20 protein-coding genes and 1 tRNA gene are annotated in these 21,182 nt (G+C 43.5%); 13 read left to right on the top strand and 8 right to left on the bottom strand.

The genetic code is table 11. The annotated features are described in order from the left end of the window. Positions 1 to 133 precede the first annotated feature (133 nt). Both PUP29_RS05400 and bsh read right to left on the bottom strand, forming a co-directional pair. On the bottom strand, positions 134 to 985 hold the full coding sequence (locus PUP29_RS05400) for a tyrosine-type recombinase/integrase (RefSeq protein WP_079546789.1): 852 nt from the start codon (positions 983 to 985) through the stop codon (positions 134 to 136). 477 nt (positions 986 to 1,462) lie between these two features. Beyond that, complete coding sequence (gene bsh, locus PUP29_RS05405) at positions 1,463 to 2,440, bottom strand: choloylglycine hydrolase (protein ID WP_079546788.1); 978 nt, start codon at positions 2,438 to 2,440, stop codon at positions 1,463 to 1,465. Positions 2,441 to 2,693: 253 nt separating this feature from the next. Here bsh and PUP29_RS05410 point away from each other — a divergent pair, with 253 nt between their 5' ends. From PUP29_RS05410 to PUP29_RS05435, 6 genes are all read left to right on the top strand, one after another. Next, the gene (locus PUP29_RS05410) at positions 2,694 to 3,074 is read left to right on the top strand and encodes a tyrosine-type recombinase/integrase (protein WP_079546787.1); all 381 of its coding nucleotides are present in this window, start codon (positions 2,694 to 2,696) and stop codon (positions 3,072 to 3,074) included. Positions 3,075 to 3,094: 20 nt separating this feature from the next. Next, a complete protein-coding gene (locus PUP29_RS05415) occupies positions 3,095 to 3,307 on the top strand; it encodes a hypothetical protein (RefSeq protein ID WP_079546786.1) in 213 nt (70 codons plus the stop codon). A gap of 11 nt (positions 3,308 to 3,318) precedes the next feature. Further along, positions 3,319 to 3,504 (top strand): hypothetical protein, encoded by a 186-nt coding sequence (locus PUP29_RS05420; RefSeq protein ID WP_079546785.1) that lies wholly within the window; start codon positions 3,319 to 3,321, stop codon positions 3,502 to 3,504. A 150-nt stretch (positions 3,505 to 3,654) separates the two neighbouring features. After that, positions 3,655 to 3,731: transfer RNA gene (locus PUP29_RS05425), tRNA-Met, on the top strand. A gap of 293 nt (positions 3,732 to 4,024) precedes the next feature. After that, a complete protein-coding gene (locus PUP29_RS05430) occupies positions 4,025 to 4,207 on the top strand; it encodes a helix-turn-helix domain-containing protein (protein WP_079546784.1) in 183 nt (60 codons plus the stop codon). Between the two features lie 12 nt (positions 4,208 to 4,219). Then, positions 4,220 to 6,472 (top strand): phage/plasmid primase, P4 family, encoded by a 2,253-nt coding sequence (locus tag PUP29_RS05435; RefSeq protein ID WP_079546783.1) that lies wholly within the window; start codon positions 4,220 to 4,222, stop codon positions 6,470 to 6,472. 83 nt (positions 6,473 to 6,555) lie between these two features. On the opposite strand, the gene PUP29_RS05440 is transcribed toward PUP29_RS05435, so the two are convergent. Together PUP29_RS05440 and PUP29_RS05445 are read right to left on the bottom strand one after the other, a co-directional pair. Then, positions 6,556 to 6,837, bottom strand: a complete 282-nt coding sequence (locus PUP29_RS05440; RefSeq protein ID WP_079546782.1) for a hypothetical protein — start codon at positions 6,835 to 6,837, stop codon at positions 6,556 to 6,558. Positions 6,838 to 7,101: 264 nt separating this feature from the next. Further along, positions 7,102 to 7,473 carry a helix-turn-helix domain-containing protein gene (locus tag PUP29_RS05445; RefSeq protein WP_079546781.1) on the bottom strand — a complete coding sequence of 124 codons (372 nt, stop codon included), beginning with the start codon at positions 7,471 to 7,473 and terminating at the stop codon, positions 7,102 to 7,104. Positions 7,474 to 7,680: 207 nt separating this feature from the next. Between PUP29_RS05445 and PUP29_RS05450 the strand changes: the two genes are divergently transcribed. From PUP29_RS05450 to PUP29_RS05480, 7 genes are all read left to right on the top strand, one after another. Beyond that, complete coding sequence (locus PUP29_RS05450) at positions 7,681 to 8,472, top strand: hypothetical protein (RefSeq protein WP_353423963.1); 792 nt, start codon at positions 7,681 to 7,683, stop codon at positions 8,470 to 8,472. 57 nt (positions 8,473 to 8,529) lie between these two features. Then, positions 8,530 to 11,307 (top strand): leucine-rich repeat protein, encoded by a 2,778-nt coding sequence (locus PUP29_RS05455; RefSeq protein WP_079546779.1) that lies wholly within the window; start codon positions 8,530 to 8,532, stop codon positions 11,305 to 11,307. Positions 11,308 to 11,551: 244 nt separating this feature from the next. Further along, positions 11,552 to 12,160, top strand: coding sequence for a recombinase family protein (locus PUP29_RS05460; protein ID WP_079546778.1), 609 nt, complete (start codon positions 11,552 to 11,554; stop codon positions 12,158 to 12,160). A gap of 154 nt (positions 12,161 to 12,314) precedes the next feature. Beyond that, positions 12,315 to 13,538 carry a tyrosine-type recombinase/integrase gene (locus tag PUP29_RS05465; protein ID WP_079546777.1) on the top strand — a complete coding sequence of 408 codons (1,224 nt, stop codon included), beginning with the start codon at positions 12,315 to 12,317 and terminating at the stop codon, positions 13,536 to 13,538. Positions 13,539 to 13,652: 114 nt separating this feature from the next. Beyond that, the gene (locus tag PUP29_RS05470) at positions 13,653 to 13,895 is read left to right on the top strand and encodes a type II toxin-antitoxin system Phd/YefM family antitoxin (protein ID WP_079546776.1); all 243 of its coding nucleotides are present in this window, start codon (positions 13,653 to 13,655) and stop codon (positions 13,893 to 13,895) included. Further along, positions 13,892 to 14,269, top strand: coding sequence for a type II toxin-antitoxin system death-on-curing family toxin (locus PUP29_RS05475; protein WP_079546775.1), 378 nt, complete (start codon positions 13,892 to 13,894; stop codon positions 14,267 to 14,269). Before PUP29_RS05470 ends, PUP29_RS05475 begins: the two co-directional genes overlap by 4 nt. 649 nt (positions 14,270 to 14,918) lie before the next feature. Continuing rightward, positions 14,919 to 15,983: a LacI family DNA-binding transcriptional regulator gene (locus PUP29_RS05480; RefSeq protein WP_079546774.1), complete on the top strand. Its 1,065-nt coding sequence runs from the start codon at positions 14,919 to 14,921 to the stop codon at positions 15,981 to 15,983. 421 nt (positions 15,984 to 16,404) lie between these two features. On the opposite strand, the gene PUP29_RS05485 is transcribed toward PUP29_RS05480, so the two are convergent. The 4 genes from PUP29_RS05485 to PUP29_RS05500 form a co-directional block, all read right to left on the bottom strand. Next, positions 16,405 to 17,403, bottom strand: a complete 999-nt coding sequence (locus PUP29_RS05485) for an ABC transporter permease (RefSeq protein WP_079546773.1) — start codon at positions 17,401 to 17,403, stop codon at positions 16,405 to 16,407. A gap of 2 nt (positions 17,404 to 17,405) precedes the next feature. Further along, positions 17,406 to 18,437: an ABC transporter permease gene (locus tag PUP29_RS05490; protein ID WP_079546772.1), complete on the bottom strand. Its 1,032-nt coding sequence runs from the start codon at positions 18,435 to 18,437 to the stop codon at positions 17,406 to 17,408. 15 nt (positions 18,438 to 18,452) lie between these two features. After that, positions 18,453 to 19,967, bottom strand: a complete 1,515-nt coding sequence (locus PUP29_RS05495) for a sugar ABC transporter ATP-binding protein (protein ID WP_079546771.1) — start codon at positions 19,965 to 19,967, stop codon at positions 18,453 to 18,455. 78 nt (positions 19,968 to 20,045) lie between these two features. Next, on the bottom strand, positions 20,046 to 21,137 hold the full coding sequence (locus PUP29_RS05500; RefSeq protein WP_353423964.1) for a substrate-binding domain-containing protein: 1,092 nt from the start codon (positions 21,135 to 21,137) through the stop codon (positions 20,046 to 20,048). Positions 21,138 to 21,182 lie beyond the last annotated feature (45 nt).

Raw genomic sequence — 21,182 nt, forward strand, 5'->3', positions numbered from 1 at the left:
CTCCTTTTTTCTGGTTATACTATACCACAGAAATCCCCTTTCGTATCTTTCAACTTTTCTAAAAAACAATAGAGCTTCGTATTGGACTGGATATAAATGGCGGGCAGTATCCTCGTGCAGATAGCCGGTGCTTTTACAGATCGACTGTCTCGATTTTAGCCCTCTTTTCTGCATTGGAGGTCCTTGTATAGATTCGCGTCGTATCGATGCTTGTATGTCCGAGCACATCAGCAAGCATTACGATATCATTTGTTTTCTCGATAAACCGTTTCGCGAAAAGATGGCGCAGATTATGAGCGAATAATTTTTCCCGCGCAATACCTGCCCGTTTTCCCAGCTCTTTCATGGCCGAGCAAATATAGGAACGGCTGATCACCTCCCGTCCGTTCCTGCCTTCAAAAATCACCCCCCCGAGTATTCCCTGCTGCTCGCAGTAGCTTTCCAGCATTCGGCGTACATTTTCTTTCAGTACCACATTCCGTATCTTCCCTTTATTGATCACTTTGGCTTCCCCCCGCTTCACCGCCTCTACTGTAATATATTTCAGTTCTCCAACGCGGATCCCCGTTCCTGCCAGGGTACGGATAATATAATACAGCTTTTCATTATACATTTTTGCAGCTGTCAAGAGCTTCCTGTATTCTGTTACCGTCAGGACGTTTTCTACGCTGTTGGATCTTTGATATTTTAGTTTTTTCAGCTTCATAAAATCCAACCCCATAAAAGCAAATAATCCATTCAGAGAGCTAATCACTAAATTGACCGTTGCAGGGGAATATTTAGGCAGCAACCATTGTTTGAAAGCCACCACTTCCATCTTTCCAAATTCTCCGCTCTCCTTTTCCTCACGGATATACCTGATAAAGGTATCGATATGACGAGCGTAGGCTGACATCGTATTTGCCGCTTTTTCCTGCATAAGCAGCTGCTCCAGATATCCCTTTTTCTTCTCCTCCACCTCTTGTAAGGTTATATTTTGAACCATATTTTCCTCCTATTTTATTGCGTTACACTACGCATTGTTAACATAACCTCAGAATGTGGATAAAATATGTCTTATTTATAAAAAGGGTGTTTCCATTCGATTAAAATAACGTGGAAAACCATAATTGTAAAGTATGTATAGAGATCGGGATACTGTTATTTTTGTATTGCTTTAAATATGTTCCCCTTTTCCATACTATACAAATTTTAAAAAAGCCGAACGAGGGCATCTTTGCAAAATACGCATCCCCGTCCTTTCTTTCCCGTTTTTGTTAAAATTTTCAAAAAATCAGCCAAACACCATCATAAACCATGGACCTCAACATGCCAAGGCCCCGCTTGATGAAATGTTAGGCGGGGCTTTGGCATTACTTTTAATAATGCAATTTTGATTTACAGTCGCTCCGTAATATCTACGTACTATAAATATTTACGGCTTTGAAATACGCTTAGTCTAAATAATTAAAATTTGCAGGCATTAGCGATTCTGATAATTGATCTGCTGTTTCTTCACGAGCGAATAGCTTATTATAGTGTTTCCGTCCAGATTTTCTCTATACATATCAACTGCTGTGATCTGACTGTTTTCATAGGTTGTATAATAGTAAATCCCCTTGTCCATATTACAGCAGGAAGAATAAATTGTTATTTCATACTTATCTCCACCAAGATGTACGCAGCCTCGTTGCTGCTCTACCGAGCCAAGAATGTGAAAAAATTGGCTGATGCTTTCCAATTCCGAATCACCGGAAACCGAGTTCATTTTTGTAAATGCTGTTTTTACGAATCTTGAAACGGATGATAGATCTCCGGGGAGGCCTATCGCACCCATACCCCGGCTATATTGTTCAAGTTCCAATTTGGCAGCAAATGTGTTTGCAGGAGGTTCTTTAGATAAATGCATATAATTATTGAGATTGAACATTTGATAGTCAAACGTAGGATTATTTGTCATAACTCCTACAGGATTTTCGAAGATTTTCAAACCATCCTTTACCGATTCCACCACAATAGAATTTCCCTTGTCAGAAATCATCCAATGTAGTGGAGAAAGCGGCAGCTCTTCACTAAAATTCAAATCTACTAAGTTGATCCGTTCTAAAAGGATCCTTGCTTCATTCACATTTGCACATTGACCGAGGATCCATGGAATAAATTCAAAAGGAGCAATATTATCGCAGCCCTCCCTCTCCTCTTTATAATCTGCATTGTTTGGAAAATTTAGTCCTGCCATGCTGAGGCCCTTTTCATTTGTTGCATCATAGTAAAGCGGAAACCCATCAACTATATAAGCCATTCCTATCATTGCATAATGATGATCGAGCGTTTTCCCATTGCGAAGATGAAATGGATAATATCTTGGTGTGACCGTTACCGTTTCATTATAAGAAAATTCCAAATCCAGATTTCTTCCAAAATAATGATCTTTTGTGTAATATGTGATTGCTGTGCACATTTGTATCTTCTCCTCATATATTTAATTTCTGTAAAGCAGCTATCGGTTCTCCATCTTCATAATTAAATACCATTATCTATGCTGATTTTACCTATATTTTTTATAGTTCTATCTTTTTAAACTTTTGAACTGTTGTTCTATTTATTAACCATTTTAAAATCCTGTAAACATTCAGGGAGGTCAGGCAGAAGATATCAAATAATAAAATTATATTATCATGAAATAATCCAAGACACGTTCAGGACGGCGGGAGCTGTCGCTCAGTCCTACCCTCTGTACTCTGCTGAAAGATTACAGGGTATGGCAGAATACACGGAGGCTTCGTATAGGAGAACGCTGGGTGAATACAGACAGGCTGTTTACCCAAAGCAACGGAGAACCCATTTATCCCGATACGGTAACGGAATGGTTCGCCAAATTCCTGAAACGCCATGACCTGCCCAAAGTAACCCTCCATTCCCTGCGTCATACCAATGCAACCCTTATGATAGCGGAGGGGGTGGACATCTGTACGGTCTCTAAGAGGTTAGGTCATGCAAATACATCCATCACATTGGATGTGTATGCTCATGCCCTGAAGACAAAGGACAGCGACGCGGCGGATAAGCTGGACGCTGTGCTGGCTGTGAGGTAATATGTTAAGGAGGACAGAATATGATTGAGATTACGGAAGAAGTAACGGACAAAAAGACATTAGCGGATAATCTGGATAAGGCGTATCAGTATGTTACGGATGCTATGTCTGCCAATGTGGACGCTCCCTATTTTTCGGAACGGGAGTTTGACGATTTGCGGGATATGAGATTCAAACTGGAGATACTTGTTGACCGTTTGCGTGGATTATGTGAAACTGGAAATATGGAATGAGGAGGGATAGCATGGGGAATGGAATCGAGATTACGGAACTGAGCACACCGTCCGATAAGCTGAGGGAGGCTAAGAACCTGATACTGGAAGTACTCTACGAAACCCATCATGACGCTGCATTGAGCGAAGCGGAGGCTTCGGACTTGCGGCGTGCGGCCAAGACACTTGCCGTCATCTCTGACAGGCTGAACAGATAGCTTCCTGTCCGTACAGAATCAGGCCCCCATTTGGCCCCCATGATTTGACGGATTTATGATATTGAAATTTAATATGGCGTTAAGGTTGACATATCTATAAACCTGTTATATAATAATTAAGCTGTCTTAAATAAACAGCATAAAATACGTCGCGGGGTAGAGCAGTTTGGTAGCTCGTCGGGCTCATAACCCGGAGGTCGTAGGTTCAAATCCTGCCCCCGCAACCATAATGAGAATAAGGTTTTCGGTAAATTCCGAAAGCCTTATTGTTTTATTTTCCTTATAATTTCCCTTATAATTTTGAAAAATCAACCTAAATATTTCTTGTCATTTTACTATCTAACAAAATTATTTCTCTCAATAAAATTTTAATTTTTTGTCAAAACCTTTGCTTTTTAAATTAAACGGCATAAAATTGTGAACTTTTTGTAAACAATTTATTTCTGTTAAAAAAATACCGATTTTAGCTTTTTCCTTGACCTTCTATATCAATACAAAACATCAGAAGGGAGGGAAAAAAATGGACAAAGAAATATTAAGCATCCGAGAATTAGCTGAATATTTCGGCGTATCAGAAGCGCTTGCATATCGGCTGGCTCATACAGACGGCTTCCCCGTTCTGCGTATAGGCAAACGGCTGATGGTTCCCGTAGCAGAGCTACGGATTTGGGTCTCAAAAAATGTAGTATGCTACGAAAAATAGGAGGAGATTAAGATGAAAATTTTCTATAATCAATGCAAGCAAAAGGCCACCAATGCGGAATATCCATTTCATAGGGTGATTATGAATGAGAATGACTTTCGTGATGCGGTACACTATGACCATGTTTGCGTACAATATAAGGACAATCGGCGCAGGAAAGAAAACTATGTTCAGGCTGATTGCAGTATGTTTGATGTTGATAACATACATAGTGATAACGCAAATGAATGGCTTACACCCGAGGACATTAAAAAGAGCTTTCCCGGTGTACAACATTACATTGTTTTTTCGCGCAATCACATGAAAGAGAAGGACGGCAAAAGACCGCGACCAAAATTTCATGTGTATTTCCCGCATGATACTATCTGCGATAGCGGTGAATATGAACAGTTGAAAGAAAGGGTATGCCGATATTTTTGCGGCTTCGATAAAAACGCAAAGGACGTGGCGCGTTTCTTTTACGGTGTGGAAAATCCGCAGGTCATGTATGTTGACGGCGAGATCAGCCTTTTGAATTTTATGGAGACGGCTTCTGCCGTTTCCATCCCCTGCTCGCAGAACGGCACTTCCAAGCATGAAGCAGATATTATCCCGCAAGGGGAAAGAAACAACACATTGCATAAATACGCGCTGAAAGTATTGACGCGTTGGGGAGATACAGAGGCGGCCCGTCAAGCCTATCTTCAAAAGTCAAAAACATGTATTCCCTTACTGGAGCAGCAGGAAATAGATGAAATTTGGCGGGGAGCACAAAAATATTATTGTGAAAATATACAGATAAAACCAGACTATATCCCGCCGGAGCAATTTAATTTTCCTACAGCCAAAAAACTGAAACCGAGCGACTTTACGGATGTAGGAGAAGCACGGGTTTTAGCCAATGTGTTTGGAAACATAACTGGTTATTCTGCGGCTACAAAATTTCTTTATTATACAGGCACGGTCTGGTCTGAAGATGAAATCAAAGTGCATGGATTGGCGCAGGAACTAACCGAATGGCAGTTACAGACATTAACCGGCAAAAAGTCGGCAGACGGCGAAAAGGAAAAAGCGTATTATAAATTTATTCTGCGTTGCAGGGACAGCAGACATATATCCGGCATTATGCGTGAAGTACAACCAATGGTTGAGATTGATGTTTCGTTGCTTGACGCTGACGGAATGAAGCTGAATACTCCCGGCGGCCTTGTCGATTTGAGAACTGGAGAGACATCTCCGCATAACCCGTTGGACTACTGCACAAAGATAACGGCGGCAGAACCAAACAACGAAGGTGCCGAGCTGTTTCAAACCTTTTTAGAAACAATTACCTGCGGTGATACTGATTTACAGGAATATCTGCAAATAATTGCAGGAATGTTTCTGGTCGGAAAGGTTTTCCGTGAAAACCTTATTATTGCATACGGAAGCGGGCGGAACGGAAAAAGTACATTTTTCAATGCTATTTCCCTCGTCTTGGGCAGTTATGCAGGAATGGTATCCGCAGAGATACTGACATCACGAAGCAGAAAAAACAAAAGTCCTGAGTTTGCAGAACTGCGAGGGAAGCGTTTTATCATTGCGGCTGAATTGGAAGAAGGCATGAGGCTCGATACATCGGTCGTCAAAAAACTGTGCTCTACTGATCCAATTTATGCGGAAAAAAAGTATAAAGATCCCTTCCAGTTCATTCCCTCACATACGATTGTTCTTTATACTAATCATTTACCGGCAGTTGGTACCATAGACAAAGGCACATGGCGGCGGTTGGTTGTTATTCCATTTCTCGCGGAGATCGAGGAGCAGAATGATATAAAAAATTACGCCGAATTTCTTTACAATCAGGCAGGGGGAGCTATTCTATCATGGATGATAGAGGGCGCAAAAAAATTTATCCAATCAAACTGCAAAGTTACAGAGCCCGAAGTAGTACGGCAAGCAATAGAGCAATACCGGGCGGAAAATGATTGGTTAAATAACTTTATCATTGACCGTTGCGAAACAGGAGGGGGCCTTTCCGTAAAATCCGGCGAATTGTATAAGGCATACCAAAAATATTGCGAAGATACCGGGGAGCGGTATGTCAGACCAGCAAGCGATTTCAAAAAAGCATTGGTAGAAGCCGGATATCAGTGGAACAGAAATAGTAAAGGAGCCTATTATAAAGGCTTGCAACTTGCAGACGAGGATATGCCAATGGTGGATTCCGTATATTCTCTTCCGGAATATAATTTTTCACGAGAACAAGAAATGACGGAGGATGACACCGAAGACATAAACTTTTGAAAAGTTAATATTAAAAGCATAACTATTAGCATATAAAAACCGCCGGTAGGCAAAACCCGAAGGCCTCCGGCGGTCTTCCTTTATTACTGCATCTGCATACATTGGCGGACATCATTGGATAAAGTATCTAAATAATCAGAGGCTTGCTGCCGTTTTTCATCCGAAAGGTTTTCATACGGACGGTCCGGCGTGATATTTTCCAGACAGTCCATCAGATGAAAGAAATCTGCCTTGCTTAAATACCCTTCCCGAAACGCGGTCATAATTTCTCCGCGTACTTCCTCATATCTTACATCCCACATTTCATCGTCGTAAGGCTCGCAGACAGTTTCTGCGGCTGTTACAGGCTTAACTAATATTTTCATATATCATTCTCCTTGTATTGTGATTGAAAACCAGAGAGAACCTGCAAACATCCAAAGACAGGCGTTTCCCTGTCCTTTCTTTCGGGAGAATGACGGTTTTATTCTCCAAAACGAAAGCTGAAAAAGAGGTTTTCTCTTATCTATTCATATACAAGGTAAAATCCATAAAATTTATATGTTTTGCATTTGCAGAAGGACGAGAGACAAAAGATAATGGCTCACGGGTATATAATTATAGGGGGCATTGATTCTATTTTATCTTTCCTATTTTATCTGTTTATTTTTTTGTGAAATCAACCCGGATGATGTGGCCTTTCTTTTAGAATTGATTTTCAAGAAGGCTCTTCCCTGCTCTAAATACAATTCTCGTTGTTCCGGTGTCATGGAATCAAAAATGCGTAATAATTCATCAATTTCTTTTTGATGAACGGCTGTATTGTGGTGATAATCCAGAAGATAGTCGGTAGTTACATGAAAATAGGAAGCCAATAACTTTAAGGTTGAAAAATCCGGCTCACTACTATCTTGAATATATCCCCCTATGGTTGATGGAGCAATATTCAACTCCGTTGCCAATTGTTTTTGTGTCATGTTTCGGTCTTCCAGTAAAATACGAAGTTTCCTTCCTAAAGTCATAATGATAACCACCAATCTACACTTTATTTTCTATTTTCCCATAGAGCACAACTAAAAGGCCTATTAAAACTAAAATCTCGTTGATGAAACGAGAAAATAGTTTTATACTGAATAGAGGTATTTTGCAGAATTTCAGCGATACAGGAGGGGGTTGTGCGAAAAATGGGAAAAACAAGTCTGAAATTGGCGGCAGAAGCCGTTTTGCAGATGGAACAATACCTGCGGGAAACAGTCTGGCGTATGAATCCCCAAAAATCATGGGAGAATACCCATATCAAACACCATATAGACAGAAGAAAGGCTAAAAAACCCTTTTTCATCCAAGACCACATCCGCGCAATGGTGTATTCTTTCCTCAGCTCTGGAATCATATGGACGCGGCTGGAACCACTCATAGAAGAACACGGAAGAATCCCAAAAATTGACAATATTTTCCACCAATATGAAGTGAATTTTGTGTTAAACTCCACTTCTGACAAACTTTACAGAGAGATACAACAAACCGTAGGCGGTACCCCCTATTTGAAGAAGCAATTAGATGCTCTTATTAGAACAAACATACCAAAATTACAGGAATTTGAAGCTGAATACGGCAGTATCGAGGCATATTACAATACTTTTCCTACGATCAAAGATTTGATTCGTTCTTTATCTGAAGCCAGCAGTGGCAGTCCGAACAGCAAAATGGAGCAGATGGGGATTGCTTTGGTTTCGGAGTATCTGCGGAATGTCGGCTATGACATTGCCAAGCCGGACAGGCATGTCCGGCGGATTTTAGGGAGCAAACGGCTCGTCCTTTCGGAGAAAGAAGACGCCGGAGAATATGAAGCGTTGAAAATTGTGGAAGAACTGGCGAAGCAGGCGGGAAAATCTGTTGCCGAGACAGATTACATCCTGTGGTCTTACTGTGCAACGGGATATACCGGGATTTGTACGAAAAGTTATCCCAACTGCCATGTTTGCAGAGTAAAAGATAGATGCAGATATACAAAATCCTAAACAATGAAAAGCGGCCCGGAAGCGGGCTTCTATCATCACTATTGCGGAGGTTACAGAATGAAAAAAGGACGGCATATTTTTGTAAAGGCATTATGCGCTGTTTTGGCATTTGCTATCATATTCAGCGTATCGGCGTGTCAGGGAAACAGTAATACCGAAGACGCCCAAAGCGTAACGGCTGAACCCGTAGAAAATGGTTTATCAGCCTATGAACTGGCGGTGCAGTATGGGTATGAAGGAACGGTGCAGGAATGGCTGGATTCCCTCGTCGGGAAATCTGCCTATGATATTGCGGTTGAAAACGGATATTCCGGTACAGAGCAGGAATGGGTCAATTCTTTGGCGGCTGCGGCGGAGCAAGGCGGCGCAGGCATTTCAACGGCGCATTTTTCCTCTGACGGGGATTTAGTGCTCACCCTCACTGACGGTACCGAACTGAATCTTGGCAGGGCTGTCGGCGCAAGCGGCAGGAACGGCGCGGACGGGCAGGATGGAACGGACGGGCGCGACGGTAAAGACGGCGCAGATGGACAGGACGGTAAAGACGGCGTGAGCATTACGGGCGCGAGCGTCAATGACGCGGGACAGCTTCTTATCAGTTTTTCTGACGGCCGTGTTGTCAATCTGGATAAAATCACGGTCGTAAACGGCAAAGACGGCGTAAGCGTGACAAAATCCGAAATCAACCCGCAGGGAGAATTGGTGCTCACCTACTCCAATGGTCAGCAGGCCAATGTAGGAAAGGTCGTAGGTGCAGACGGTCAGGACGGAACGGACGGACAGGACGGCGAAGATGGTCTCAGCGTTGCCAATGCTTCCATCAACGGGAACGGCGAGCTTCTTTTGACCTATACCGATGGCAATTCCGTTAATCTCGGTCAGGTAGTCGGTGAAGATGGGCTGAACGGAACGGATGGAATCGGCGTATCTGGCTCTGAAATCAATACCGATGGCGAACTGGTACTCACCTACTCCAACGGGCAGAAATCCAATCTCGGCAAAGTAATCGGCGCGGATGGCAAAGACGGTATTGACGGGCAGGATGGCGAAGATGGAAGAAGCGTTGTAAAATCCGAAATCAATCAGAACGGTGAACTGGTGTTGACCTATTCGGATGATGTGGTGGACAACCTCGGCCGTGTAGTCGGCGGCCTTGACGGGCAGGACGGTCAAGATGGGCAGGACGGCAAAGACGGCGTAGGGATTGAGACGATTGAAATCAACGCAAGCGGCGAACTGGAAATCCTGCTGACGAGCGGTACAAACTTAAATCTTGGCACAATCAAAGGCGCAGACGGCGAGGATGGAGCGGACGGCGAGGACGGTATCGGCGTAACAGGGACTTCTATCAACTCCGCAGGAGAACTCATTATCTCCTATTCGGACGGAAATTCCACCAATCTCGGTAAAGTAGTCGGCGAAGATGGAAAAGATGGTATGGATGGACAGGACGGACAAAACGGAGCGGACGGACAGGATGGCGAGGACGGTATCGGCGTAGAGAAAACGGAAATCAACCCGTCCGGCGAGCTTGTCATTACCTATACCAACGGGGATTCCAAAAATCTTGGCCTTGTCGTCGGTTCGGATGGACAGGACGGTCAGGATGGGCGCGATGGTGCAGACGGACAGGATGGCAAAGATGGAATCGGTATCACAGAAGCGTCTATCAATGGAAGCGGTCAACTGGAGCTTACTTTCTCGGATTCTTCCAGTATCAATCTCGGTAAAGTTGTTGGTGCGGATGGGCAAAACGGCGCAGACGGAACGGATGGCGTTGGTATCTCTGATGTAACCATATCCCCGGAAGGCGCGTTGACCGTAGAGCTTACCAATGGAACGCGGTTAGAGCTTGGAAACATCAAGGGCGAGAACGGAATCGGCATTACAAAATCTGAGATAAACGGTCTCGGCGAGCTTGTTTTGACCTATTCAGACGGAAGAACATCGAATCTTGGTAAAGTAGTTGGAACGGACGGAACAAGCGGACAGGACGGCAAAGACGGCGTTGGAATCAAGAGCATTACCCTCTCTGCTTCGGGAGATTTGAGCGTTACCTTGACGGATAATACCGTTCAGAATCTTGGAAATGTGAAAGGTGCAAAAGGCGACAAAGGAGACAAAGGTGATAAAGGCGAACCCGGCGAAGATGGGCGCGGGATTGCTGACATGGAGATAAACGGAAGCGGCGAACTGATTGTAACCTATACCGATGGGACAGAGGACAACCTCGGCAAGATCACTTCTTCCGGCTCCGGTACTGACCCGGAGGAACCGACTGACCCGCAGTATTTCAAGTTTACCATACTGAATGATTCCGAGGTCAGCGTAGCCATAGCCGAGCAGTACAGAGACAGTATTGAAGAAGTAGTCATACCAGAAACCTATAACGGCAGGACAGTTACGCAGATTGCGGAGGCAGGTTTTCAGTCTTGTCGCAATCTCAAAACGGTTTCTATGCCTGATACAATTACTACTATAAAAAGCAGCGCATTCCAATATTGTGAATCATTAACATCCATAAATCTCAGTAAGAGTCTGCAAACAATAGAAACTGAAAGCGCTTTTGGTAGTTGTACTTCTTTAACAACTTTAACAATTCCAGCAAGCTTAACAGAAATTGCCAATTCTTCTTTCGGAAATACTGGATTGCAAACAGTCTACTTTGAGGAAACGACAGGTTGGCAACGTCAAGGCACAGGCGAAGATTGGGAAACTTGGTATGATATAGAGCCGGAGGTTCTTGCTGACCCTGCACAGGCGGCAGAATTGTTATCCTATACATGGTTTGGAGAAATCTATCACAGCTATGCTTTTAGACGTATTGTAAACTAATAACGATGTTGATTTGAGCGAATACCCTCGGAGAAATCCGGGGGTATTTGTTTTTCTGCTTCCCTCCTTCCCCTATCCCTTTATAAAAGTACACCTTTACAAATATGTCATTTCCCCTAAATCTCCATAGGGATTTATATTGATTTAAGTCTAAAAATATTTTATAAATATATTTGCAAATCCATAGACTTTTGTAAATAGTTATTATATAATATCATTATCACAGATAAAGGTGGTAAAGGATATGAGCGAAATCAGAATACACGGTTACGCGAGAGTTTCTACAAAGGAACAGAACGAGGAACGGCAAATCAATTCCCTAAAGGAAGCCGGAGTTTCCGAGCGGGATATCTACATTGATAAAATCAGCGGAAAGTCATTTGACAGGCCGGAATATCAGCGAATGTTGAACGCAGTACGCAGAGGTGATTTAATCATTATCCCTTCTATCGACCGTTTAGGCCGTAATTATACCGAAATACAGGAACAATGGCGGCATATTATAAACGAATTGGGAGCGGATATACAGGTATTGGACATGCCCTTGCTCGATACGCGGACGGAAAAAGATTCCATAGACAGCCGTTTTGTCGCGGACTTGGTTTTGCAGATACTTTCCTATGTTGCCGCCAAAGAACGCGAAAATATCAGGGCAAGGCAGGCGCAGGGTATTGCAAATGCAAAGGCCAAAGGAGTGCCTATCGGCAGACCAAAGGCCAAAAGGCCGGAGAATTGGGATGAGATATATCAGAAATGGGTAAACAAGGAAATAACCGCAGTAGCGGCAATGAAAATATTAGGTCTCAAAACAAATACATTTTATAAGTTTGTAAAAGAAGAAAAAAACTCATAAATCCATAATATACCACAAATCAATACAGTCTATTTGGCATAAACCCCTCCTTACTCGGAAAGTTACTCCTTCAGTCGTTATATAGATCGGGGGAGAAGAGGGCTTTCTTTCGTTCACCCCCAAATAGATTAAATTGATTGGAGGAGACAGAAAAATGGCTTCAAGAAGAGGCAATGGCGAAGGCGGAATTTATCATTTGAAAGATGGTACATGGGAAGCTCGTATTATGATTGGCAGAGATGTCAAGGGGAAACCAACATTCAAAACCTTTACATCAAAAAAACGAAGTGTAGTCGCCGCAAAATTAGCCAATTATATTGCAAATCAGAAAGGAATAGAACCGAGATCCAACGGAAACATGACTGTCGCAAAGTGGCTATTGAAATGGTTTGATGATTATGTGGATAAAAATGTAAAGATTTCAACAAAAAGCAGTTATGAGACTATTATTCAAAGGCATTTAATCCCTTATATCGGCCATATTAAGTTGGATAAATTAAAAAAGGCTGATATCGAAGAAATGTATCTTACTCTATTGAAAAAAGGCCGTGCAGATGGTAAAGGCGGATTAAGCGTTAAGACGGTGAACAATGTGGCTTTAGTTTTACATAAAGCGTTAAGCGAGGCAATGAAGCACGAGCTAATTATAAAGAATCCCGCAGATATAGCAGATGTTCCAACATTGCGAAGTACAAATACAAAAAAGAAAGAGGTAGAAGTCTTGACGCGACAGGAGCAGGAAGCTCTAATAAATGCATGTGGCGATGATGTATATAGCGTAGCTATAAAGGTAGACTTATTAACAGGTATGCGACTGGGCGAATTATTGGGGCTTCAATGGAAAGATATTAATCATCAAAATAGAACTTTGACGATATGCCGTCAGGTAAACAGATTAAAGGATTACAACCCAAACGCAAAGGCCAAAACACGGTTAGGAATACAGGATGATACAAAAACGAAGAATTCAAACCGCACGATACCTATTCCAGAAGGATTGATAAAGTTGTTTGACAGGTACAAAATACAGCAGGATGAGCAAAAAAGGAGATTTGGAAAAGGATATCACCATTTAGACATGATTTTTTCCCGGGAGGACGGTTATTATATTGACCCTGCGACTTTTCGTGATCATTATCAGCAGAAGCTGAACGAAGCGGGAGTAAAACATCATACTTTTCATGCATTAAGACATACCTTTGCAACAAGAGCATTGGAAGCAGGAATCCCAGTAAAAGTAGTGAGTCAGCTTTTAGGCCATGCGTCGGTACAAATTACAATGGATACCTATATGCATGTGTTACCTGAACTACAAAGCGAAGCCATGGATAAAATTGCCGCCTGCATGGGAATATCGGAAAAAGAAAAGGAAGAATAAATCAGCAGGAATCGCAGTCAATCCCTAACAAGACGACGAATCGTCTATATTATTTTATGATTTAGGTTGTATTTATCCTAAAATATGCGTATAATATTAGTAGAGGTGAGAACGATGAATGTCAATACAAATAATCTTGTATCTATTTCGGAAGCGAATCAAAATTTTTCTCGTGTTGCCAGACTGGTAGACGAAAACGGTGCGGCGGTGATTTTGAAAAATAATACTCCAAAATATGTTTTAATGGAGATCAGCCAATTTCAAAAAGAAGAAGAGGCCGCAACAGAAGAGGTCGAAAGAATCGGGCGCAGGATTCTTGCAAAAAACCGGCATGCCTTTGAGGAACTGGCAAAATGAAGCGGTTGACAGGCGAGCAAATCAAATTGCTGCATAAAATTCTGCTGGATGAAACCGGTGGTTTAGATGGCCTGCGGGATGAAAACCTGTTTGAATCGGCAATCAATTCTCCTTTTCAGACCTTTGACGGTGTATATGTATATCCTACGCTTGAACATAAAGCGTCAAGGCTCGGATATTCCCTGATTTGCAATCACCCTTTTGTAGACGGCAATAAGCGTGTAGGGATTATGGCAATGTTGTCTTTTCTTGAGCTAAACGAAATAAAAATTGACTGTGAAGATGACGATTTGATACGCATAGGATTAGAGATTGCAGATGGCACAATGAACGATGAACAGCTTCTGCACTGGATACTTAATCATGAATTATGAAATTTAGACAACACTCAAAACAGTCGTGAAAACGACTGTTTTTTGCGCTGAAAATGAAGAGATGAAAATATAAAACCTTATAATTTTCCTTATAATTACGATGAGAGATAATGCGAGATAATAATAAAATATAATAAATCAATCCCGAGAAAGGCTTTATAATACTATATTATAGGACGCTTTATAAAATAATAGTACAACGAAACGGTTTCTCATAACCCGGAGGTCGCAGGTTCAAATCCTGTCCCCGCAACCACATCGGAGCGTGCTCCGCTTACAATACCCCGCCTGAATGGCGGGGTATTTGTTTGCCTTGATGTCTCCCCTCTTTTGCAAAAAAGCTACGCTGCTCTCTTGGTAAATACGCTCATAACACGCTGGTGTTCTTCCGCCTTTTTACGGTTGTATGCCTGCGGCGCGATTTATCGCGGATAAAAAGTTCTCAAACAGGGTAGTTATTCCATTTAAAACCGCTTGACCGACAAGATCGAATGGTCTTCTTTTACTCGATATATCATGATTGCATTTTTGAAATCATCTGCTGTATCCAAAACGGAAAAACATTTTTCTGTGTTGCTGTTTCTGTTGTTTTGCGATATACTAATAATATATTAATAAAGCAGGCTTTAGAGTATGGGGATTTTTCATTATGCAGCCGAGTATTCGAGATGTTGCGAAATTAGCGGGGGTTTCTGTATCTACGGTATCCAATGTAAGAACAGGCAATAAATATGTACGTCCTGAATTGGTAAAGCGCGTCAATGACGCGATCGCAGAATTGGATTATGTGCCAAACCCTATGGCAAGTGGTTTGCGCGGGAAAAAAAATCATATCATCGGCGTCATTATCCCTTCTTATACCCATATTTTTCATTCACAGATATTAAAGGGTATACAGGAGGTTTGTTTTGGCAGGAATCTCATCATTAATACATATACTACAGACATGGACCAAAAGATCGAGGAGCAATGTCTTCGAATCTGTTTGACTTCCCAGCCTGATGGGATCATTATATCAAGCTACGCAAACGACGCAGAAAAGCACGGTGCTAAATGCTATAGCCTTCTTAGGAGTATTACAAAATCGAAAAAGAATATACCAATCATCAGTATTGAGCGTTATCTGCCGATCGTTGGCGTAGAATCTATATTATCCGATTATGAAGAGGCCAGTTTTCAGGCTGTTCAGCATTTGATCAGGCTTGGAAGAAAAAATATTGCGCATATTGCCGGCCGCGCGATGTATGACGTAACGCAAAAACGGCTTTCCGGCTATAAACGCGCATTGGAAAGCGCAGGAATCCCTTTTGATCCGGCATTGATACGCTACGGCCCGTTTCTTCCGGAAAACGGCTATTCCAACATGAAGGATCTGTTGACACAGGAGGATATCGACGCAGTTTTTGCTGGAAATGACGAAATCGGTATTGGCGCAATCAAGGCAATCAAGGATACCGGATATCATGTTCCTGATGATATTGCGATTATTGGTACAGATAATATCTATACCGGCACATTGATCTCTCCATCTCTTTCGACGATCGACATTCCTTCTTATCGGTTAGGGAAAACAGCGATCACAAGACTTTTAGAATTGATCGACAGTGAAGAAAAGCCTAATTATTTAGCGCCTACCTATTTGAAAACAAAAATCATTGTAAGAAATTCAACCGACACCTCGATGCACCCGCCATGGGACATTTCGGGTTGGTGAACCTGTGTCTGGATCGAACATAGCAGTCGGCAAGGCCGGCTGCTCACGTTGGGAACGGAGCAGATCGTATCAGCCTTTTGTGCAAATATCAAAATCCAACAGCGTATTTCTTTCCAATACAGCCGTTTTAATGGCTGTATTTTGCTTATCACACTATCCCTTTATTCTTTTTTGTACACGTTGTATTGTGCATCCGCGGAGCATTCCATTTTCCGGAAGCATTCGGGTTCGGCCTTTATATTTGTATTTGAACCAGTGATACCGTGCCCCAGAAGCCCGGAAAAAGAAAAGCCCCGGCATGAATGCCGGGGCTTTTCTAATCTGTATTTCAGGGGGAATCAAACGATAAGCCTACTTTCAGTATTTTTTTCTCAGACGTTGGCCGGACTGCCGCAGCAGTTCCGCTGTGACGGCCCTAAAATCATCTCGCACCTAACTTATTCGATTGCATTTTGGACTGTGCTACCAGAATAACAAGCAGCAGTATCCCCGTGATCGTGCCCTCCCACAGATAAGAGATAACATCAGAATTTAGATTGATGATATTTCCGATCATTGTGATGATCAATGCGCCCCACATGGAATTCAGCACCTTACCCTGCCCGCCGCTTAAAAGAGTACCGCCAAGGACTACTGATGCAATAACGTCCATCTCATAACCGTCTCCAACTGTGATTTGTCCTCCTCTGGTGCGCGCCGCAACGATGATACCTGCGATCCCGCAGCATATCCCACTCATAAGATAAGCTAAAAATTTTGTTCTGTTGACAGATATCCCTTTCATAATGGCTGCATCCTCATTACCGCCGACCGCATAGCAATTTCTTCCAAACGTGGTATATTTCGAAACGATGACTGCAATGACAAAGCCCACGATCATGATGATGGCAGGAACTGGAACGACGCCTACCTCTAAGCCCTTATCATTTATAACAGAGCCAATCGTACCTGTAGCAATATTTGTAAAGCCCTCCGCAGTAATCGGCAGCGTATTTCCCCCTTCAGTGATAATGAGCCCGAGGCCCTGCACGCCGGACATCATGGCTAACGTCACGATAAACGGAGGAATACGAAGCTTTGTCACGCAAAATCCGTTCAAGGCGCCAAATCCTGCACAGGTCAGGATCGCAATGAGCCCCATCACGAATGGATTGGGACAAAAGGCATCTACAATACCGCACATAACGGCAGCGAACCCAAACAGCGAACCCGCCGAGAGATCTATCCCTCCCGTAAGGATGACAAAGGAGCTGCCGATCGCCATGATCCCGATCATACTGGCCTGTCTGAAAATATTAGATAGATTGACTACAGTAAAAAAATTATCAAAAGCGATGCCGGCCGCTATTATGATCGCAACGGCAGCGACCAGAGTGGCATTTTGCGTAATAACATGTTTTGCGCTGATCGATCTGTCCATGCTTACACCTCCTTACTTGCAATGGGCTTTATTTTGCTCTGCCTTACTTTGATCTTCTTTTCAGACTGGATATAAACGGCAAGAATAATGATAGCTGCCTTAAATACCATTGACCACTCGCTCGGGATACCGTTCATATTGACAGTCGTTGTGATCAGCGTGATGATGAAGCAGCCAATCACCGTTCCCAAGATCCGTGGCTTACCGCCCATCATTGACGTTCCGCCGATCACCACCGCGGCGATCGCGTCCATCTCCATGCCTGAGCCGACCGACGAGGGATTGCAGTTCATTGTTCTGGCTATCGCCAAGCATCCTGCCAATGCAGAGAGTATTCCCAGCAGAACATAAACCATGATCGTATTTTTGTCCGCCTTAATGCCGGATAACCTCGCAGCCGACGGATTGTTGCCGATCGCTTCGACCGATTTTCCGAACACCGTCCTTGTTGCGATAATATAAAAGACGATTGCGATAACGACCACATAAATCAACTGGACCGGAACTGTGCCTCCAATATAATTGACGGAAAGACCAATAAATCCTTCATCGGCAATATTGACTGTTTTGGCATTGCTCACCATTCTTGCGATACTGCGCAATGCAATCATGAGCGCCAGCGTCAGGACCATCGGCTGTATTTTGAATTTCACCGTCAGCGTGCCGATCAAAAGACCGATTCCGGCACCCAGAGCCAGACCGATCATGATCGAAACGGCCATTCCGAGCATTGGCAGCAACGTAGCGGTGACGACTGCTGTCAGCGCCATCGTGGAACCAACACTGATGTCGATCCCCGCAGTTGCAATCACAAATGTCATGCCCATTGCTACGACGAGTGTCGTCGTAGTATGTATGATTAGATTCCAGACCGTACTGGAATCCACAAAGCCCGGGGTCACAATCAAATTAAATATGATCAGAATTGCAAATACGATCAGTGCGCCGTATTTTTTTGCAAATTCGCTGCGCTTCAATGCTTTATTGCTCAATTCCTGAATTTGAAGCAAGCTTGCATTTACGTCATTTTCCACTCCAACACCCTCCTTTTAGTTCGTATGTGCTTCAGAAATCGTGTGAATGATATTCTCTTCTGTAATATCCTCATGCAGCAATTCACCGACCACAATACCTTCACGCATGATGACGACCCGATCACAGTCTCTTTCCAGCTCTTCCAATATTGAAGAGATCATAATAACGCTGATACCGGATTTGGCGATATCCTGAATCAGCATTTCTATTTCATATTTTGCCCCGACATCGATCCCACGCGTCGGTTCATCTAAAATAATGATTTCCGGATCGCAGCACATTGCCCGGGCAATAATGCATTTTTGCTGATTGCCCCCTGATAAAAATTTGATCAGCTGCTCTTTATTCGGCGTTTTGATCTTCAGCATCTGAATATACTTGTCAACCAATTCAGCCTGCTTCTTCCGATCGATAAAGCCGAGCCTGCTGATTTTATTCATGATGGGAATTGTAATATTGTCTTCAATCGACATATCCGGAAAAATCGCGTCCCGTTTTCTTTCCTCCGGACAAAGAACAATATTATCCTTCATTGCCTGACCCGCATTCGCATAATGTACTTCTTTTCCTTTTACGGTGATGGAGCCCGTATATTTCCGAATGCCGAATAGCACCTCTCCCGTTTCTGTTCTTCCTGAGCCTAAAAGCCCTGCAAAGCCAAGAACCTCTCCTTTTTTCAGCTCGAATTCAATATTTTTTAATCTCAGCCCCTGCGCGACATTCTTAAATTCACAGATGACCTCATTGCTTTCTATATCACTGTTATACTGCTTCTTAAAATTGACGATTGTGGAGGCGTCTCTTCCTACCATTTTGGATATCAACTCGAGCTTAGGCAGCTTATCCAGATCATAGCAGCCTATAAACTCGCCGTCTTTTAAAACTGTGCATCTTTCGCATACTTCATAGATCTCATTCATTCTGTGTGTTATAAAGATGATTGCTATATTTTTCTTCTGCAATTCCTTTACGATATTAAGCAAGGACTGGACTTCCTTATCGTCGAGGGAGGAAGTTGCTTCGTCCATAATAATAAGCTTGGCATCCAACGAGACCGCCATTGCGATTGCTACCATCTGCTGCATCGCCGCGGAAAGTTGCCCCATAGGCTGCCTGACATCGATATTCAAATTCACACTCTGCAAAATCTCTTCTGCCCGTTTATAGGTCGCTCTCCAATCGATCAAGCCTCTTTTCTTGATCTCGTTTCCCATAAACATATTCTCCGCGACGCTGAGCATCGGGCAAATCGTGAGTTCCTGATAGATCGGCCTTATGCCCGCTTCCTGTGCCTGTGCAGGAGATGTAAAATTCACTTCTTTTCCGTCAAACCGGATCGTTCCCGCATCTTTTTGGTAAATCCCGGTCAATATTTTGATAAGGACCGACTTTCCCGCGCCATTTTCACCCTCAAGCGCATGCACCTCGCCCTCCCGGACGACAAGATCAACACCTTTCAAAGCATTTACTCCGATAAAAGATTTGCATATATCTCTCATCTCGAGCAAAACACGCTTTTCCTCTGACATAGTTAACCTCCAAATGTTACACAAAAGATGTTGGAGAACAGAATTTTCTGTTCTCCAGCATCACTCCACTCTTTTATTTTAAAACGCCATGCCGTTAGTCATTGCTTCTTCCGCATTGGAAGCGTCAATGATTTCTGGCGGGATCGTTACGTCCTTGTTCTCCAGCTCGCCGTTCAGATAAGCAGCGATCGTTGAGAACAGCAGTTCGCCGTTTTGTGTATCACAGGTTGCGATCGCCGTGATGTTCCCGTCAATGATCTCCTGAACCGCCAGTTTTTGTCCATCGATCCCCAATACATTTACTGTTCCTTCTTTTCCAGCCGCTTTCAGCGCCGCAACAACGCCGAGCGCCATCTCGTCTGTATGACAATAAACAGTGTCGAATTGGCCGTCATAGGACTGAAGGATGTTTTCCATGACTTCCTGTGCTTCGTCCATCAGAAAATTTGCCGTCTGCTGAACGATGATCTCGCAATTTGTTCCTTCCAGTTCTGCTGCAAAACCTTCTGACCTGCCAATCTCCGGATCGGAGCCCAATATCCCTTGGATCTCTACGATCTTGGCGCCGTCAAGATTCTCCGCCACATATTCGCCGCAGGCACCACCGTCCATAACATAGTTGAACAGCATAGATGCGACATACTGGCTGTCTTCCTTTGCGCAGTCATTGCCAAGCAGCATGACCGGAACACCATACTGGGCCGCGATATCCAAGGCCGCCGCGCCCGCTTCGTATTCGATCGGGGGGTATACCAAAATATCGATCCCCTGCGCGCAAAGGTCTTCCACGTCGGAAAGCTGCTTGTTCTGATCGTCATCCGCATCGGTCATGATAAATTCAACACCGTATTGCTCCGCTATTTTCTTTAAATTTTCCGTCTGAGCGATCAGCCATGCGCCGTTTGTATTCCGTTGCGCATAACCGACCTTCAATCCCTGCAAAACACTCATGTCGGTATCGATCACTTCGGCAAGAACAGTCTCCCCTTCCGTTTCCGCCGCGGATTCGGTAGCTGCTGATCCCTCCGTCTCCGCGGGCGCCGATGCCTCAGCAGACGCTTCCGCAGATGCCGGCGGCTCAGCAGACGTCTCTCCGCCGCTGCCCGAGCAGGCTACAAGTGCAAATATGCACAGGACAACCAATACAATCCCTACGATTCTTTTCATCATTTCCTTTTTCTTTACCTCCTAAGCTTTTTATTTATGAAGTCAAAT

Origin of the sequence: Christensenella massiliensis (assembly GCF_040409835.1) — a bacterium.
Classification (GTDB): domain Bacteria; phylum Bacillota; class Clostridia; order Christensenellales; family Christensenellaceae; genus Christensenella; species Christensenella massiliensis.

Coding starts and splice junctions, on each gene's coding strand:
- PUP29_RS05400 (WP_079546789.1), bottom strand. CDS start 985: ATGGTTCAAAATATAACCTTACAAGAGGTGGAGGAGAAGAAAAAGGGA.
- bsh (WP_079546788.1), bottom strand. CDS start 2,440: ATGTGCACAGCAATCACATATTACACAAAAGATCATTATTTTGGAAGA.
- PUP29_RS05415 (WP_079546786.1), top strand. CDS start 3,095: ATGATTGAGATTACGGAAGAAGTAACGGACAAAAAGACATTAGCGGAT.
- PUP29_RS05420 (WP_079546785.1), top strand. CDS start 3,319: ATGGGGAATGGAATCGAGATTACGGAACTGAGCACACCGTCCGATAAG.
- PUP29_RS05430 (WP_079546784.1), top strand. CDS start 4,025: ATGGACAAAGAAATATTAAGCATCCGAGAATTAGCTGAATATTTCGGC.
- PUP29_RS05435 (WP_079546783.1), top strand. CDS start 4,220: ATGAAAATTTTCTATAATCAATGCAAGCAAAAGGCCACCAATGCGGAA.
- PUP29_RS05440 (WP_079546782.1), bottom strand. CDS start 6,837: ATGAAAATATTAGTTAAGCCTGTAACAGCCGCAGAAACTGTCTGCGAG.
- PUP29_RS05445 (WP_079546781.1), bottom strand. CDS start 7,473: ATGACTTTAGGAAGGAAACTTCGTATTTTACTGGAAGACCGAAACATG.
- PUP29_RS05450 (WP_353423963.1), top strand. CDS start 7,681: ATGGAACAATACCTGCGGGAAACAGTCTGGCGTATGAATCCCCAAAAA.
- PUP29_RS05455 (WP_079546779.1), top strand. CDS start 8,530: ATGAAAAAAGGACGGCATATTTTTGTAAAGGCATTATGCGCTGTTTTG.
- PUP29_RS05460 (WP_079546778.1), top strand. CDS start 11,552: ATGAGCGAAATCAGAATACACGGTTACGCGAGAGTTTCTACAAAGGAA.
- PUP29_RS05465 (WP_079546777.1), top strand. CDS start 12,315: ATGGCTTCAAGAAGAGGCAATGGCGAAGGCGGAATTTATCATTTGAAA.
- PUP29_RS05470 (WP_079546776.1), top strand. CDS start 13,653: ATGAATGTCAATACAAATAATCTTGTATCTATTTCGGAAGCGAATCAA.
- PUP29_RS05475 (WP_079546775.1), top strand. CDS start 13,892: ATGAAGCGGTTGACAGGCGAGCAAATCAAATTGCTGCATAAAATTCTG.
- PUP29_RS05480 (WP_079546774.1), top strand. CDS start 14,919: ATGCAGCCGAGTATTCGAGATGTTGCGAAATTAGCGGGGGTTTCTGTA.
- PUP29_RS05485 (WP_079546773.1), bottom strand. CDS start 17,403: ATGGACAGATCGATCAGCGCAAAACATGTTATTACGCAAAATGCCACT.
- PUP29_RS05495 (WP_079546771.1), bottom strand. CDS start 19,967: ATGTCAGAGGAAAAGCGTGTTTTGCTCGAGATGAGAGATATATGCAAA.
- PUP29_RS05500 (WP_353423964.1), bottom strand. CDS start 21,137: ATGATGAAAAGAATCGTAGGGATTGTATTGGTTGTCCTGTGCATATTT.